Source organism: Corallococcus sp. CA047B, assembly GCF_003612065.1.
Taxonomy (GTDB): Bacteria; Myxococcota; Myxococcia; order Myxococcales; family Myxococcaceae; genus Corallococcus; species Corallococcus praedator.
The window spans coordinates 14,100-31,864 of record NZ_RAWD01000014.1 but is presented as its reverse complement, the minus strand read 5'-3'; the positions used below and the strand labels follow the sequence as shown (position 1 = coordinate 31,864).

Annotated in this window: 1 protein-coding gene (only partly in view); it reads left to right on the top strand. The window is 71.5% G+C overall.

All coding sequences use genetic code 11. The features are described from left to right. Positions 1-134: 134 nt before the first annotated feature. Positions 135-17,765 carry the 5' portion of a non-ribosomal peptide synthase/polyketide synthase gene (locus tag D7X74_RS04480; protein WP_120531667.1) on the top strand. Its footprint extends 13,053 nt past the window's final position, so only the first 17,631 of its 30,684 coding nucleotides appear in the window; its start codon is at positions 135-137; the stop codon falls past the right edge of the window.

Here is a 17,765-nt window from a genome sequence, read left to right as displayed (position 1 = left end):
CCCTCCACGCCTCGCTTCCTGAGTGGGCTGGCGACAACGATCCTGTAGCGGGAACCGGCACAGGGAGTGCCTGAGGAGCACACGCGAGGGCTGCTAAGAAGTGTCCGCGTTTTCGACACTCTGGATGGCTCCCCGTGCCTGACTTCTCGCGAACCCTTCCTGGCGTCCTGTTGAATCTCGTGGTGGGGCCCTCGGCCCACGCGCCGCTCTACACCTTCCTCGGGGAGGCGGACGGCGAAGAGACCGTGCTCAGCGCGTTCGAGCTGGACGTGCGCGCACGTCGCATCGCCGCGGCGTTGCAGGCACGGGGCGCGGTGGGCGAGCGAGTGCTGCTGCTCTACCCGCCGGGCCTGGACTACGTCGCAGGCTTCTTCGGCTGCCTCTACGCGGGCGCGGTGGCGGTGCCCGCCTATCCGCCGGACCCGATGCGGCTGGAGCGCACCCTGCCCCGGCTGCGCGCCATCATCCAGGACGCGCAGGCGTCGGTGGTGCTCACCACGTCGGGCATCCTGGAGCTGTCGGACTTCGTCTTCGAGCAGGCGCCGGACTTCCGCTCGCTGCACTGGATGGCGACGGACGCGCTGCCGGAGGGCGCTGAGAAGGACTGGCGCACGCCGGACGTGGACGCGGAGTCGCTCGCGTTCCTCCAGTACACGTCCGGGAGCACGGGCACGCCCAAGGGCGTGATGCTCACGCACGCGAACCTGCTGCACAACCTGGGGCTCATCCACCACGCGTTCCAGGCGCGGGCGGACAGCGTGGGCGTCATCTGGCTGCCGCCGTACCACGACATGGGCCTCATCGGCGGCATCCTGGAGCCGCTGCACGGAGGGTTCCCGGTGACGTTGATGTCGCCCATGGCCTTCCTCAAGCGGCCCATGGCGTGGCTGGAGGCGGTGTCGCGCTTCGGGGGCACCATCAGCGGCGGTCCAAACTTCGCGTTCGACCTGTGCGTGAGGAAGAGCACGCCCGAACAGCGGCGGGCCCTGGACCTGAGCCGCTGGGAGGTGGCGTTCTGCGGCGCGGAGCCCATCCGTCCGGAGACGCTGGATCGCTTCGTGGAGGCGTTCGGACCCAGCGGCTTCCGGCGCGAGGCGTTCTATCCCTGCTATGGCCTGGCGGAAGGGACGCTCATCGTCTCCGGAGGCGAGAAGTCGACTCCGCCGGTGTCGGTGACGATCTCCGGAAGCGCGCTGGAGCGCCACCGCGCGGAGGAGTCCGGCGCGGGTGAACCGGGCGCGCGGACGCTGGTGGGCTGCGGCCGGACGCTGTTGGAGCAGCGGATCGCCATCGTGGATCCGGACACGCTGGAGCGGCGAGCGCCCGGTGAGGTGGGCGAGGTCTGGGTGTCGGGCCCGAGCGTGGCACGGGGCTACTGGGGCCGTGAGGACGCGACGCGCGAGACGTTCCAGGCGCGCATCGCGCGGGAGGACTCGGGGCCGTTTCTTCGCACGGGCGACCTGGGGTTCCTGCGGCCCGAGGGTGAGCTGTACGTCACCGGCCGGCGCAAGGACCTGATCATCCTGCGGGGCCGCAACCACTACCCCCAGGATCTGGAGGCGACGGTGGAGACCGCGCACCCGACGCTGCGGCCAGGTGGTGTCGCGGTGTTCTCGGTGGAGGTGGCGGGCGAGGAACGCGCGGTCGTCGTGCAGGAGATCGACGTGCGCCGGCTGGAGAGCCTGCGCCAGCAGTTCGAGGCGGTGGACGCGGCGCTCGGCACCATCCGGCAGCGGCTGGCGGAGTCGCATGAGGTGCAGGCGCACGCGGTGGTGCTCATCGAGCCGGGCAGCCTGCCCAAGACGTCCAGCGGCAAGGTGCAGCGGCACGCGTGCCGCACGGGCTTCCTGACCGGAACGTTGCAGGAGGTGAGGACATGGCGGGAGGCCTCCGATTCCATGGTTGCCTCTGTGTCCCAACAGGCGGCGCTCGGCAGGGACACGATGGTCCCGGCCTCGAAGCAGGACGTCGCGGCGGAGCGCCCGTCGTCCGGAGTCGCCGCCTCCCAGCCCGTGGTGTTCAGCAAGGACGCGACGGCCCGGCCCTCTGAGCAGGACGTGGTGACATGGCTGCGTGCCGTGGTCGCGCGACACTTGCGCATGCGCCCCGAGGACATCGACGTCTCGGCGCCGGTGACGCGCTTCGGGTTGGACTCACTGGGCGCGGTGGAGCTGGCCCATGAGGTGTCCGCGGGCACGGGGCTGCGCGTCCCCATGGAGTGGCTCCTCCAGGGGCCCAGCATCACGTCCCTGGCTCAGCAACTGCTGACCCTCCGGGATGAAGCGGGTCCGGGGGCCAGTGCACCGCGCCGTCGGAACGTGGAGGGCGAACGCGCGGTGTCCTTCGCCCAGGCGGGACTGTGGTTCCTGGATCGGTACGCCCCGGGCGATGTGACCTACAACCTGCCCGCGGCCGTGCGGCTGGAGGGCGCGCTGGACGTGGCCGCGCTGGAGGGCAGCCTCGCGGCGCTCGCGGCCCGCCATGAGGCCCTGAGAACCACCTTCCGGGAGGTGCATGGACGGCCCTCGCAGGTCATCGCCCCGGACGTCGCACTGCCCCTCACGCGCGTGTCCCTGGAGTCCCTGCCGGCCGGAGCCCGCGAGGCCGAGGCCTCCCGCCTGGCGCACGAAGAGGCCCGCCACCCGTTCCTCCTGGCGCGAGGCCCGCTGGTCCGCACCACGCTCCTGACGCTGGACGCACGCACGCACCTGCTGGTGCTGGTCATGCACCACACCGTGTCGGACGCCACCTCCATGGCGGTGATGGTGCGCGAGCTGTCCGCGCTCTACGCCGCACGGCTCGAAGGCCGCCCGTCGCCCCTGCCCGCCCTGCCTCTGGGCTACGCCGACTACTCGGACTGGCAGCGGGAATGGCTGGACGGGGGCCGGCTGGAGTCCCAGTTGGAGTATTGGCGCCAGCAGCTCGCCAACGCGCCTCGACTGCTGGAGCTGGCCACGGATCGGCCGCGTCCAGCCGCGCGTGGGACCGCGGGCGCCCGGGTGCCGGTGGTGCTGGAGGCCGGACTCGCGGCCTCGGTGCGGACGCTGGCGGTGCGCGAGGGCGTGACGCCCTTCATGGTGCTGCTCGCGGCCTTCCAGACGGTGCTCGCGCGCCGCTCAGGGCAAGCCGACATCAGCGTGGGCACGGCCATCGCGGGCCGGAGCCGCGCGGAGCTTCAGGGCGTGGTGGGCTTCTTCGTCAACGCGCTGGTGATGCGCACCCGGCTGTCCGGTGAGCCCACCTTCCGGGAGCTGCTGGGCCGGGTGCGGGAGACGGCCCTGGGCGCGTACGCGCATCAGGATGTGCCCTTCGAGAAGGTCGTGGAGGCCCTCAAGCCCCCGCGCGATCGCGGACACACGCCGCTGTTCCAGGTGATGTTCAACCTCCAGGGCGCGCAGGTGGATCCGCCCGCACTGCCGGGCCTCCAGTCGCGCCTGCTGGACGTGCACACCGGCACGGCCATGTTCGACCTGACGCTGTCCCTGGCCGAGTCGCCTCAAGGCTTCGAGGGCTTCCTGGAGTACGCCACCGATCTGTTCGACGCGGACACCGCGACCCGGCTGGCCGGACACCTGCGCGTGCTGCTGGAGGCCGCGATCGAAGCGCCGGACGCGCCGCTCTTCCGCCTGCCGTGGCTTACGTCCGATGAGCGCCAGCAGGTGCTCGTCGCGTGGAACGACACCGTCCGCCCCTACCCCGCCGACAGCACCGTCGCGGCGATCTTCGCGGCGCAGGTCGCGCGTCGCCCGGACGCCATCGCGGTGGAGTCCGAGGACGAACGGCTGACGTACGCGCAGCTCGACGTGCGGGCCAACCAGCTCGCCCATGTCCTCCGGGCCCACGGCGTCGGACCGGACGTGCCGGTGGCGGTGTGCCTGGAGCGCTCGGTGGGCTTCGTCGTCACGGTGCTCGCCATCACCAAGGCGGGCGGGGCCTATGTGCCGCTGGATGTGTCCTACCCCGCGCAGCGGCTGGGCTTCATGCTGGAGGACTCCCGGCCGAGCCTGCTCCTCACCACGCGTGAGCTGCGCGGACGGTTGCACGTCCCCGATGCGTCCCTGCCCTGCCTCTTCGTGGAGGAGCTGACGCTGGAGGGTCAGCCCTCCACCGCGCCGACGGTCGACGTGGGACCGCGCCACCTGGCGTACGTCATCTTCACCTCCGGCAGCAGCGGTCGGCCCAAGGGCGTGGGCGTCGAACAGCGCGGCCTCGTGCGACTCGTGCACGCGGCGCAGTACTCGCGTTATGGCTCGCGCGACACGTGGTTGCTCTTCGCGCCCGTGTCCTTCGACGGCTCCGTGCTGGAGCTGTGGACCCCGCTGCTTCACGGCAGCCGGCTCGTCATCTTCCCCGGCAATGTGCCCGCGGGAGACATGGACACGCTTGCCCGGGTGGTGGAGCGCCATGGCGTCACCTTCGCCCACCTGCCCTCCGGCCTCTTCTCCCAGTTGATGGAGCACCGGCCCGACATCCTCGGGCGCCTGCGCGAGCTGCACGCGGGCGGCGACATCGTCTCCGTGCCGCACGTGCGTCGGGCGGTGGAGACGCTGGGACGGCCCTTCACCAACGGCTACGGTCCCACGGAGTGCTCGGTGGTCGCCACCACCTTCACGGTGGAGCGGCCGGAGCAGATCGGCGCATCGGTGCCCATTGGTGCGCCGCTCGCCAACACGACGGTGTACGTGCTGGACGCTCGGCTGGAGCCGGTGCCCGTGGGCGTGCCGGGCGAGCTGTTCCTCGGCGGTGATGGCGTGGCCCGGGGCTACGTGTCGCGGCCGGACCTGACGGCGGAGCGCTTCATCCCGGATGCGCAGGGCACCACGCCCGGCGCGCGGCTGTACCGCACGGGCGACCTGGTCCGCTGGCTTCCCACCGGGGTGCTGGAGTTCCTGGGTCGGGCCGACCATCAGGTGAAGGTGCGCGGCTTCCGCATCGAGCTGGCGGAGGTGGAGGCCGCGCTGCGCGAACAGCCCGAGGTGCAGGAGGTCGCGGCGGTGGTGCGCGAGGACGTGCCCGGGGACAAGCGGCTCGTCGTCTACGCGATGCCGCGTGCCGGGCACTCGCTGGAGACCGCGCGGATGCGCGAGGCCCTGCGACAGCGGTTGCCGGAGTACATGGTGCCGTCGGTGTTCGTGACGCTGGCCACCCTGCCCCTGAATCCCAGCGGCAAGGTGGACCGCAAGGCCCTGCCCGCGCCGGACGCCGCGTCCACCGGACGGCAGGACCGCTTCGTGGAACCCACCCATCCGCTGGAGCAGCGCATCGCCCCGGTGTGGGCCCGTGAGCTGTCCACCGACCGGGTGGGCGTGCACGATCACCTCTTCGACGATCTGGGTGGCACGTCGCTGTCCGTGGTGCGCATCGCCGCGCGCTTGAGCGAGGAGCTGGGCCACGACGTGCCCGTGGTGTGGCTGTTCGAACACCCCACGGTGGAGGCGCTCGCGCAGCGCCTGGAGCGCGAGTCCCAGGGGCCGGGAGCCGCCGAGGCCCCCATGCCCGGTCACCGCCCCCGCGAGGCCCCGCAGGCCAGCGCCTCGGGTTCCATCGCGATCATCGGCATGGCCGGCCGCTTCCCGGGTGCGAAGACCGTGGCGGAGTTCTGGAGCAATCTGCGCGGGGGCGTGGAGTCCATCTCACGCTTCACGCCGGAGGAGCTGGAGCACATGCCCGGCCTGCCGGAAGGGCTGGAGCTGTGGCACCACCCGGCGTTCGTCCCGGCCGCCGGCATCCTGGAGGGCGTGGAGCAGTTCGACCATGCCTTCTTCAACATGTCCCTGCGCGAGGCCCAATTCACGGATCCGCAGCAGCGGCTGTTCCTCCAGACGGCGTGGACCGCGCTGGAGGACGCGGGCGTGGATCCGGAGCGCTTCCCCGGGGCCATCTCGCTGTACGCGGGGGCCTCCGGTTCCGGCTACTCGGAGACCGTGCGGCAGGCGATGCCGCTGGATGCGGCGTCGTTCCTGGAACTGCAAGGCACCGCCACGCACGAGAGCCTGGCGACCAAGACGTCCTTCAAGCTGGGGCTGACCGGTGAGAGCACGCTGCTCTACACCGCGTGCTCCACGGGCCTCGTCGCGGTGCACCTGGCCTGCAAGAGCCTCCGAGGGGGCGAGTCCGATGTGGCGCTCGCGGGCGCGACGCGGCTGGCGGTGCCGCAGCGCACGGGCTACGTGCACCAGGAAGGGCTCATCTTCTCGCCGGATGGCCACTGCCGCGCGTTCGACGCGAAGGCGAAGGGCACGCTGTCCGGCAACGGCGTGGGCGCGGTGGTGCTCAAGCGCCTGGAGGACGCGGTCCGGGATGGCGATGCCATCTACGCCGTCATCCGGGGCTCGGCCCTCAACAACGACGGCCTGCACAAGTCCGGCTTCACCGCGCCCAGCGTGCGCGGACAGGCCGCCGTGGTGACGCAGGCCCTGACCAACGCGGGCGTGTCGCCAAAGGCCATCGGTTACGTGGAGGCCCACGGCACCGCGACCCCGCTGGGCGACCCGATTGAAGTGGCGGCCCTGACGCGCGCCTACGGCCTGGGGCCGGAGCACCGGGGCACCATCGCGCTGGCGTCGCTGAAGACGAACGTGGGCCACCTGGACACGGCCGCGGGGCTCGCGGGCCTGATGAAGGCCGCGCTCGCACTGCACCACGGAGAGATTCCGCCCAGCCTCCACTTCGAGCAGCCCAACCCGCAGATCGACTTCGAGGCGAGCCCGTTCTTCGTCAACACGGCGTTGAGGCCGTGGCCTCGCGGTGAGAGGCCCCGCTTCGCCGCGGTCAGCTCGTTCGGCATCGGCGGCACCAACGCGCACGCCGTCCTCGGGGAAGCCCCCCTGCGGCGGAGCGGCGCGACTTCGCGTTCCCACCAGCTCGTCCTGCTGTCCGCGCGCACGCCGGAGGCACTGGAGGCGGCGACGCGTCAGCTGGAGGCGCATGTGCTCGCGGGGATGGAGGGCCAGTCCCTGGCGGACCTGGCCTTCACGCTCGGCGTGGGCCGCAAGGTGTTCGAGTTCCGCAAGGCGCTGGTGGCGAAGGACGGGGAGGATCTGGCGCGGCAGCTTCGCAAGCCGGTGGCAGCGGTGAAGGGAGCGCCGCGTGCGCCGCGCGTGGCGTTCGTGTTCTCCGGCCAGGGCGCGCAGCAGGTCGCCATGGGCCGCGAGCTGGCGGAGGCCTCGCCGGCGTTCCGCGCGCACCTGGGGGCGTGCCTCGCGCTGTTGGATGCGCCGCTGCGTGAGCGCGTGTCGGAGCTGCTGCGTCCGGCGGAGGGCGCGGACGTCAAGGCGAGCCTCGCGGACACGCGCGTGGCGCTGCCCGCGTTGTTCAGCGTGCAGGTGTCCCTGGCGTGGCTGTGGCGAGACCTTGGGGTGACGCCGCACGCGGTGCTGGGTCACAGCTTCGGGGAGTACGCGGCGGCATGCGTCGCGGGCGTGCTGTCCCTGGAGGACGCGATGCGCCTCGCGGTCACGCGCGGGGAGCTGATGCACCACCTGCCTCCGGGCGCGATGCTCGCGGTGGCGTTGCCCCAGGAGCAGGTGCTGCCGCTGCTGTCGGAGCGACTGTCGGTCGCGGCAGTGAATGCGCCGGACCGGTGCGTGGTGTCCGGGCCGGTGGAGGAAGTGGAGCGGCTGGAGGCGGAGCTGCGCCAGCGCAAGGCGGGAGCAGTGCGGATGCCCGCGCCGCATGCGTTCCACTCGGCGGATGTGGAGCCGCTGATGCCGGAGCTGGCGCGGGTGGTGGCTTCACTGCGCCGTTCGGAGCCGGCGGTCCGGTACGTGTCCGGCCTCTCGGGCACGCTGACGCGGCCGGGACAGCTCACGGATCCCGACTACTGGGCGCAGCAGATGCGCCAGCCGGTGCTCTTCAGCGACGCGGTGGGAGCACTCCAGGAAGAGGGCTGCGCGGTGTTGCTGGAAGTAGGGCCCGGCCAGGACCTGACGCCACTGGTCCGCTCGAACCTGAGCATGGACGGCGATCGCGTCCGCGCGCTGGCGTCGCTGCGCCGGGGCGGGACGACGACGGAGACGCAGTCCTGGCTCCAGGCCGTGGGCGAGCTGTGGACTGCAGGCGTCCTCGTGGATTGGAGCGCGTTCTACGCGCACGAGCAGCGACTGCGGCTGCGCCTGCCGACGTACGCGTTCCAGGAGAAGGCCGCATGGGTCGAGCCACGCGCCCGCGCCCTGCCCTCCCACTTCATGGCCCCGGGACAGCGCGCCATATCGGCGGCCCCTGTTCACTCCGACGCCGCGAATCTGGAGACACCGCCCTCGATGCCCACGGCTGGCATCGGGAACGCGGAGGCTCCCTCCACGGTGCCCACGGCGAGCGCAACGTCCTCCGCCGTGCGTCCCCTGCTGCCGGGCCTCACCGCGCACACGGCGTCCACCGCCGTGGTCCCCGCCCCTGTTCCCGCGGGCCGTGAGGACGCGCCGCGCGGTGAACTGGAAGAGCGCGTCGCCGCGCTGTGGCGTGAGCGCCTGGGCATGGACTTCGTCGGCCGCGACGACAACTTCCTCGAAATCGGCGGCAACTCGCTGACGGCCGCCCAGCTCCTCAACCAACTGCGCGACACCTTCGGCGTCCAGTTGCCGCTGGCCGCGCTCTTCGAGGCTCCCACCGTCGCCGGCATCGCCCAGCGCCTGGAGCCGCTGCTGCTCCAGGCCCCCCAGGCTCCCGTCACGGCGGAGCTGCCCCTGGTGCCCCGTCCCCGCACGGAGACGCTGCCCCTGTCCTTCGTGCAGGAGCGCGTCTGGCGCCTGGAACAGCACCTGCCCGGCCTGTCCGCGTACACCATCCCGTTCGTCCTGCGGCTTGAAGGCGTCGTGAACGCCGACGTCCTGGAGCGAGGCATCCAGGAGATCGTCCAGCGCCACGAAGCGCTGCGCACCACGTACGACGTGGTGGACGGCCGCCCCGTGCAGCGCTTCCACGCGAAGATGCACGTCCCCCTCACGCGCGTGGAACTCCAGGGCCCACCGGAGACACGCGAGGCCGAGGCCCTGCGCATCGCCCGCGAGGACGCCGCCGCGCCGTACGATCTCGTCAAGGGCCCCGTGATGCGCGCCACGCTGGTGCGCCTGGAAGCCCGGCACCACCTGCTGGTGGCCGGCATCCACCACATCGTCTGCGACACGCTCTCCATCGCCCTCTTCGTCCAGGAGCTGGGCCAGCTCTACGACGCCTTCATCGAAGGCCGTCCGTCGCCCCTGCCCCCGCTGCCCATCCAGTACGCGGACTTCGGCGCATGGCAGCGCCAGAGCATCGCGGAAGCACGCCTGCCCGAGCAGGAGCAGTGGTGGCGTCAGCGGCTGGCCGGAATGCCCCGGCAGATCGACCTGCCCACCGACCGGCCCCGCCCCGCGAACAGCCCGCTCACCTCCGCGCGCCTGGACGTCGAGTTCCCGTCGACGCTCGCCCGGGAGCTGTCCGCCTTCGCCAAACGCGAGGGCATCACGGGCTACATGACCGTGCTCGCGGCGTGGCAGACGCTGCTGCACCGCTACAGCGGGCAGTCGGACCTCATCGTCGGCACGCCCATCGCGAACCGCACCCGGCCGGAGTTGTTCCCGCTCATCGGCTACGTCGCGCACTCGGCCGCGTTCCGCACCCGCTTCGTGGGCGACCCGACCTTCCGCGACCTGCTCGCGCAGATCCGCGAAGAGGTGAACGACGCCCAGGCGCGTCCGGATGTGCCCTTCGAATACCTGGTGGAAGCGCTCATCCCCGGCAAGGACATCGGCAAGGGCCGCATGGCCGACTCCGTGTTCGTCTTCCACTCGGGCGCCAGCGCTGGCGCGACGACGCTGGAACTCAAGGGCATGCGCGGCTCGCTGGTGGAGGTGCCCGACACGCCCGTCCAGTGGGGCGCCACGCTGGCCGACCTCACGCTGGTGCTCTTCGAGTCCACCGGCCGCCTCCACGGCGCGCTGGAGTACGCGACGGAGCTGTTCGACACGGGCACCGTGAAGCGCCTGATGGAGCACTTCCAGGTGCTGCTGTCCGCGGCGATCTCCCAGCCCGACACGCACCTCTCCCGCCTGCCCCTGTCCACGGAAGCCGAGCGGCGCGCCTGGCCGCGTCCCCGCACCGTGGCGGGCTTCACCTCCGTGCCCGCCCTCCTCGCGGACCGGCGCGCCCGTCAGGCGGACACCGTCGCGGTGTCACGCGGTGAGCAGCACTGGACCTGGGCCGCGCTGGGTGCCCGGGCAGGCGCCCTGGCCACGCGGCTGAAGTCGCTCGGCGTGAAGGCCGGGACTCCCGTGGCCGTGAGCCTGCGCGCCTCACCGGAGAAGCTGGCCGCGCTGTGGGGCGTGCTGGAGGCCGGAGGCGCGGGGGTCGCGCTGGGGCCCTCCGACCTGGGCGGCCTGCCGGGCTACGCGACCGACGGCGCGCGCGTGCCGGTGCTCATCACCTCACGCGACCTCGTCACCTCCGTGCGTGTGGAGGCTTCGCGCGTGCTGTACGTGGAGGACGTCCTCGACACCGGGGAGCCCTCGCTTCCTCACGAGGATGCCGCGAACGCGGATGCGCTGGCGTGGCTGTTGGATCGGCGCGCGGGACAGCCCGCGTGGGCCCTGGGCCACCGCGAGCTGGCGGAGTTCTTCACGGGCCTGGACGCGCGACTGTCCCCCACCGAAGGGGGCACGTGGCTGGCCGCGAGCGAGTCGGCGCCGGACCGGCCGGACCTGGAGGCGCTGTGGGCGCTCTCCCGAGGACTGCGCGTGGTGTTCCCACCGGAGCAGGTGACTGCGCGGCTGGTGCACCTGCACGGTGGCGGTCCTCGCGCGAAGGCGATGGACCTGAGCCTCATCTACTTCGCCAACGACGAGGACTCGATCACCGGGCCCAAGTACGAGCTGTTGATGGAGGGCGCGAAGTTCGCGGACGCGAACGGCTTCTCCGCCGTGTGGACGCCGGAGCGGCACTTCCACTCCTTCGGAGGCCTGTACCCGCAGCCGGCGGTGATCTCCGCCGCGCTCGCCGCCATCACGAAGAACCTGCGCCTGCGCTCCGGCAGCGTGGTGCTGCCGCTGCATGATCCGCTGCTCATCGCGGAGCAGTGGTCCGTGGTGGACAACGTGTCCCAGGGCCGCGTGGGCCTCTCCGTGGCCACGGGCTGGCACGTGCACGACTTCACCTTCGCGCCGGCCAACTACGAGAACCGGCGCGACATCCTCCTGCAGAACCTGAAGACGCTGCGAGCGCTGTGGCGCGGCGAGAAGGTGACCCGGCCGGCGGGTGGCGGCACGACGGTGGAGCTGTCCCTGCGTCCCAAGCCGGTGCAGAAGGAGCTGCCGGTGTGGCTCACCGCGACGGTGAACCCGGACACCTTCCGGCTGGCGGGCGAGCTGGGCGCGGGCGTGCTGACGGGCCTGATGTCGCACTCGCTGGAGGAGCTGAAGTCGAAGGTGGCCCTCTACCGCGACGCGTGGCGCCGCAACGGACACCCGGGCCGCGGCCACATCACCTGCATGCTGCACACGTACCTGGGAGACGACGAGGCGGAGGTGTTGCGCACGGTGCGTCAGCCGCTGCTCGACTACTTCCGAAGCTCGGCGGACATCTCCACGTCCCTGCTGCGGGCGCAGGGCTACCAGGGCGACATCGAGAAGCTGTCCCCGGACGACATCAACGCGCTGCTGGAGCACACCTTCGAGCACCACGCGAAGACGACGGGCCTCATCGGCACGGTGGAGAGCGGCCTGAAGCGGCTGCGCGAGGTGCGCGAGGCGGACGTGGACGAGGTGGCCGCCCTCCTCGACTTCGGCCTCGAAACTCCGGTGGTGCTGGAGGGCCTGCGCCGGCTGGCCACGGTGCGCGAACGGATGGACGCGGAGGGCACCGCCCGCCAGGAGCAGGTGCTGGTGGAGGGCGAACAGGGCGTGGAGGGGCTCCTCGCGCTCGCGAAGCAGCCCGGTCCGGTGCTGATGCACGCGTCGGCCCGGCTCGCGCGCACGCTGGCGGACCTGTCCGGGGCCCGGGAGTCCCTGGGCGCGGTGGGCGCGCTGGTGCTGGAGGACGCGTCGGTGGAGCTGGCCTCCGCGCTGCACCAGACCGCGGGCGTGGAGGTGCTCCTGTCCGGAGGCACCAGCGACGGTGCGCTCCTGCCCCGCGCGCCCGACGAACGAGTCCCCTCCAGCCTCCAGGCCTGGGTGCTGGACCCGGCGGGACAGCCGGTGCCCGTGGGTGTGGTGGGAGAGCTGGCCCTCGCGGGCGCGGGGCTCCCCGGAGGCCTGTGGAAGGCCGAGGAGGAGGCGCGTCACCGGTGGATCCCGCATCCGACGGAGGTCTCCGCGCGGCTGTTCCGCACTGGCCGCCACGCGCGTCTGCGCGCGGATGGCCGGGTGGATCCGGTGACGCTGCGCCTGCCTCCGCCCGTGACGCGTCCACGCACGGAGGCGCCCCCGCGCCCCGTCGCAAGCCCGGCTGCTCCCAGCGGGCCGCCGCCCATCCCGAGGGCGCCCAGGAACCCGCCGCCGCCGCTGTCCTTCGCGCAGCAGCGGCTGTGGTACCTCCAGCAGTTGGAGCCTTCGAGCAGCGCGTATAACAACGCGTCCTCCTTCCGCCTCACGGGGGAGCTGGACGTCGCCGCGCTCCAGGCCGCGCTGAACGAACTGGTGGCCCGGCACGAAGTGCTGCGCACGACGTACGCCCTGCGGGATGACCGCGCGGTGCAGCTCGTCCATCCGGCGCAGGGCCTGCCCCTGCCGTTCGTGGAAGCGACCGGCGACACGCCCGAGGCCCGCGAAGCGGAGATGGTGCGGCTGTGCCAGGGGTTCATCACCCTGCCCTTCGACCTGGAGAAGGTCGTCCTCCGCGCGTGGCTCGTGCGCGTGGAGCCGCGGGTGCATGTGCTGGCGCTGGTGCTCCACCACGCGGTGTCCGACGCGTGGTGCACCATGGTGCTCGCGCGCGAGCTGACGGTGCTCTACGCGACGTACAGCGCGGGCATGAAGTCCTCGCCGCTGCCGCCGCTGCCGGTGCAATACGCGGACTACGCGGTGTGGCAGCGGGAGTGGCTGGAAGGCGCGGTCATGGAGGAGCAGGTCGCGTGGTGGAAGCAGCGACTGCTCGGGGCGCCCACGTTGGAGCTGCCCACGGACCGACCGCGTCCGGCGATGCAGTCCTTCGCGGGAGCGCTGTACCGCTTCCAGCTCCCGGCCGAGGTATCGGAGCCGCTGCTGGCCCTGGGGCGCAAGCAGGGCGCGACGTCGTTCATGGTGATGATGGCGCTCTTCCAGACGCTGCTGTCGCGCTACTCGGGCCAGGACGACTTCGTGGTGGGCACGCCCATCGCGGGCCGCACGCGTCCCGAGGTGGAAGGGCTGATTGGCTGCTTCGTGAACACGCTGGCCTTCCGCACGAAGCTGGAGGGAGCGCCGTCGTTCGCGGAGCTGCTGGGCCGGGTGCGGGCCCAGGCGCTGGAGGCGTACGCACGTCAGGACGCGCCCTTCGAGCGCATCCTGGACACGCTGGGCCTGCCGCGCGACCTGAGCCGCACGCCGCTGTACCAGGTCGTCCTCAACGTGCTCAACACGCCGGAAGCCAAGGCCCAGCTGCCGTCGCTGGAGCTGACCCCGGTGGAGGTCTCCACGGACACGTCCAAGTTCGATCTGGGCCTGGAGATCTGGGAGAACCGCACGGGCATCACCTGCCGCTTCGAGTACGCCACCGCCCTCTTCGACGAGGCGACCGTGGCGCGGATGGCGGAGCACCTCCTGGAGCTCGCGCGTCAGGTCACCGCGAATCCGGAGGCACCGCTCGCGCACCTGCCCATGATGGGCGAGGCGGAGCGGCAGCAGGTCCTGGTCGAGTGGAACGCGACGGGCGGCGAGTACCCGCGTGACGCCAGCATCCATGACCTGTTCATGGCGCAGGCCGCGCAACGGCCCGGAGCCGTGGCGCTGGAGTTCGGGGACACGCGCCTGACGTACGCACAGCTGGATGCGCGCACGAACCAGTGGGCGCACCTGCTGCAAGAGCACGGCGTGGGCCCGGACGTCCTGGTGGCGGTCTGCCTGGACCGCTCGGTCGAGCTGATCGTCTCGCTGCTGGCCATCCTCAAGGCCGGGGGCGCGTACCTGCCGCTGGACGCGGCATACCCGGCGCAGCGTCTGACCGCGATGCTGGAGGACGCACCGCCGAAGCTGCTGCTGACCACGCGGGAGGTGCGCGCGAAGCTGGCCGTGGACGACGCCCTGCCCTGCCTCTTCGTGGAGGAGGCGCGGCTGGAGGCGCGGCCCACGTCACCCGTGCACTCGGGAACGCACTCGCGCCATTTGGCGTACGTGGACTTCACGTCGGGCAGCACCGGGCGTCCCAAGGGCGTGGCGGTGGAGCACCGGGGCGTGCTGCGGCTCTTGCACAACGCGTCCTTCACGGAGCTGGGACCGAAGGCGGTGTTCCTGCACATCGCGCCCATCTCCTTCGATGCTTCGACGCTGGAGATCTGGGGACCGCTGCTCTTCGGCGGGAGGCTCGTCGTCTTCCCGGCCAGCTCGCCGTCGGACCTGGAGTTGCTGGCCAGTACGATCCACCGGTATCGCGTGACCACGCTGTGGGTGACCTCGGGCCTCTTCTCGCAGGTGGTGGATCTGAAGCCCGAGGCCCTGTGGGGCGTGCGGCAGGTGCTCACCGGAGGCGACGTCATCTCCGCGCCCCACGTGCGCACCGTGGTGCAGGACCTGGGCATCGCCGTCAGCGCGGCCTACGGCCCGACGGAGACGACGGTCTTCGCGTCCACGCACCGCATGACGGACGGGGCCCAGGTGGGTACGTCCATCCCGATTGGCCGGCCCATCTCCGAGACGCAGTTCTACGTCCTGGACGCGCACGGACAGCCGCTGCCCGCCGGAATCCCCGGTGAGATCTTCATCGGCGGAGATGGCCTCGCACGCGGCTACCTGTCGCGGCCGGACCTGACCGCCGAGCGCTTCGTCCCGAATCCCTTCTCCACCACGCCGGGCGACCGCCTCTACCGCACCGGAGACCTGGGGCGCTGGAGGGCCGACGGGGTGATGGAGTTCGTGGGCCGGGCGGATGACCAGGTGAAGGTGCGGGGCTTCCGCATCGAGCTGGGCGAAGTGGAAGCCGCGGTGCTCGCCCACCCGGACGTGCGCGAGGCCGTGGCGTTGGTGCGCGAGGAGGTGGCCGGCGACAAGCGGCTCACCGTCTGGTTCGTCGCGGACCGGGAGCTGGAGCCGGGCACGCTGCGCGAGTTCCTGACGCAGCGGCTGCCGGAGTACATGCTGCCGTCGGCGCTGGTGCCTCGCGATGCGTTGCCCCTGACGCCCAACGGCAAGGTGGACCGCAAGGCGCTGCGCGCGGTGGAGATCACCCAGCCCGTCGCGAGCACCTACGAAGCACCCGTGACGCCCACGGAAGAGGCCCTGGCCGCCATCTGGGCGGAGCTGTTGCGCGTCCCCGCGGTGGGACGCAATGACAACTTCTTCGAACTGGGTGGCCACTCGCTGCTGGCCATGCAGGTGGTCGCGCGCCTGCGGGCACGGTTCGGGGTGGAGCTGCCGCTGCGCGCGTTCTTCGAGCGGGCCACGGTCTCGGTGCTGGCCGAGCGGATCGACTCGCTCCGGGGTGTCGCTGGAACCACGTCGGCCCCGGCCCCGCTCATCGCCGTGAAGCGGCCGGACGTCCTGCCCCTCTCGTTCGCGCAGCAGCGGCTGTGGTTCATCGACCAGTTGGAGCCGGGCAGCAACGTCTACAACATCCCCATCGGCTTGAGCTTCCACGGCACGCTGGACGTGGACGCCCTGCGCGCAAGCCTCGATGCGCTGATGGCGAGACACGAAGCCCTGCGCACCACGTTCCGGGAGGAAGGGGGCCAGCCCGTCCAGGTCCTCCACGCGAAACTCCAGGTGCCGTTCGAGACGGTGGACCTGACGCACGTGCGGGATGCGCAGGCCCAGGCCCTGCGCCTGCGGGTGGAAGAAGCACAGCGCCCGTTCAGCTTGAGCGAGGGACCGCTGATGCGCGCCCTGCTGCTGAAGCTCGGAGCGCAAGAGCACCAACTGGTGCTGAACACGCACCACATCGTCTCCGACGGCTGGTCCCTGGGCGTCCTGGTGCGTGAGATCAACGCCTTCTACGAGGCGTTCCTCCAGCGCCGTCCCCCTGCCCTGCCGGCCCTGCCCGTGCAGTACGCGGACTTCGCCGTCTGGCAGCGCGAATGGCTCCAGGGCGAGAAGCTGGAGGCGCAGCTCTCCTGGTGGAAGGAAGCCTTGGCCGGAGCCTCCGGCGTCCTGGAGCTGCCCACGGACAAGCCCCGTCCCGCCGTCCCCGCCCAGGGGGGCGCGATGGTGCCAGTGCGCATCCCGCGAGCCCTGAGCGAGCAGGTGGAAGCGCTGGCGAAGCAGGAGAACGTCACGCCGTTCATGGTGTTGCTCGCGGCCTTCCAGACGTTGCTGCACCGGTACTCCGGGCAGGACGACGTGCTGGTGGGCTCGCCTGTCGCGAACCGGCGTCAGGCGGAGACGGAGGGCCTCATCGGCTTCTTCGTGAACACGCTGGTCCTGCGGGCCCGCTTCGGTGAGGCGCGCACGTTCCAGGAACTGCTCGCGCAGGTGCGCGCCACGACGATGGGAGCGCAGGAGCACCAGGACGTCCCGTTCGAGAAGCTGGTGGAGGCGTTGCAGCCGGCGCGGGACCTGGGACGGACGCCGTTCTTCCAGGTCCTCTTCGTGCTCCAGAACGCGCCGCTGCCGCAGCTGTCGCTGCCTGGCGTGACGATGCGGCTGATGGAGACGGACTCGGCGAGCGCACGCTTCGACCTGGAGCTGTCGCTGTTCCGCAACCCAGAGGGCTTCGAGGGCGTGCTCCTCTACCGCACGGACCTCTTCGAGCCCGAGACAGCGGCGCGCATGGTCCGGCACCTGGAGCTGTTGGTCGGAGCGATGATCGCTTCCCCCACCCTCCCGCTGGATCGACTCCCGCTCGTCTCCCAGGACGAACGTCAGCAGGTCCTGGTCCGGTGGAACGACACGCGCGTGGAGTCACCGCGAGGCGAGCGCATCCACGACCTCTTCGAGCAGCAGGTCGCGAGGACGCCGGACGCCGTCGCCGTCGTGTTCGAGGGACAGCAGCTCACCTACGCGCAGCTCGACGCGAAGGCCAACCAGCTCGCGCACCACCTGGGCTCGCTGGGCGTGAGCCCCGAGTCACTGGTGGGCGTGTGCCTGGAGCGCTCGCTGGAGCTGGTCGTGGCGCTGCTGGGTGTGCTCAAGGCGGGCGCGGCCTACGTGCCGTTGGATCCGGCCTACCCGCGCGATCGCCTCCAGTGGATGTTGGAGGACACCCAGGCGCCCGTGCTGCTGGTGCAGGAGCACCTCGTCTCCAAGCTGCCCCTGGAGGGTTCGGGGACCCAGGTCGTGAGCCTGGACACCGGCTGGGAGCGGATCGCCCAGCACCCCACGACGCCTCCGGCGGCTCGGGGCTCCTCCGATTCACTGGCCTACGTCATCTTCACGTCGGGCAGTACGGGCCGTCCGAAGGGCGCGATGAACGCGCACACGGGCGTCGTCAACCGCCTGCGCTGGATGCAGCAGGCGTACGGCCTCACGTCGGAAGACGCGGTGTTGCAGAAGACGCCGTTCAGCTTCGACGTGTCCGTCTGGGAGTTCTTCTGGCCGCTGATGGCGGGAGCGCGGTTGGTGGTGGCGCGTCCCGGTGGTCACCAGGAGCCGGCCTATCTGGTGCGGCTGTTGGCCGAGCAGCGCATCACCACCGCTCACTTCGTGCCGTCGATGCTGCGTGTCTTCGTG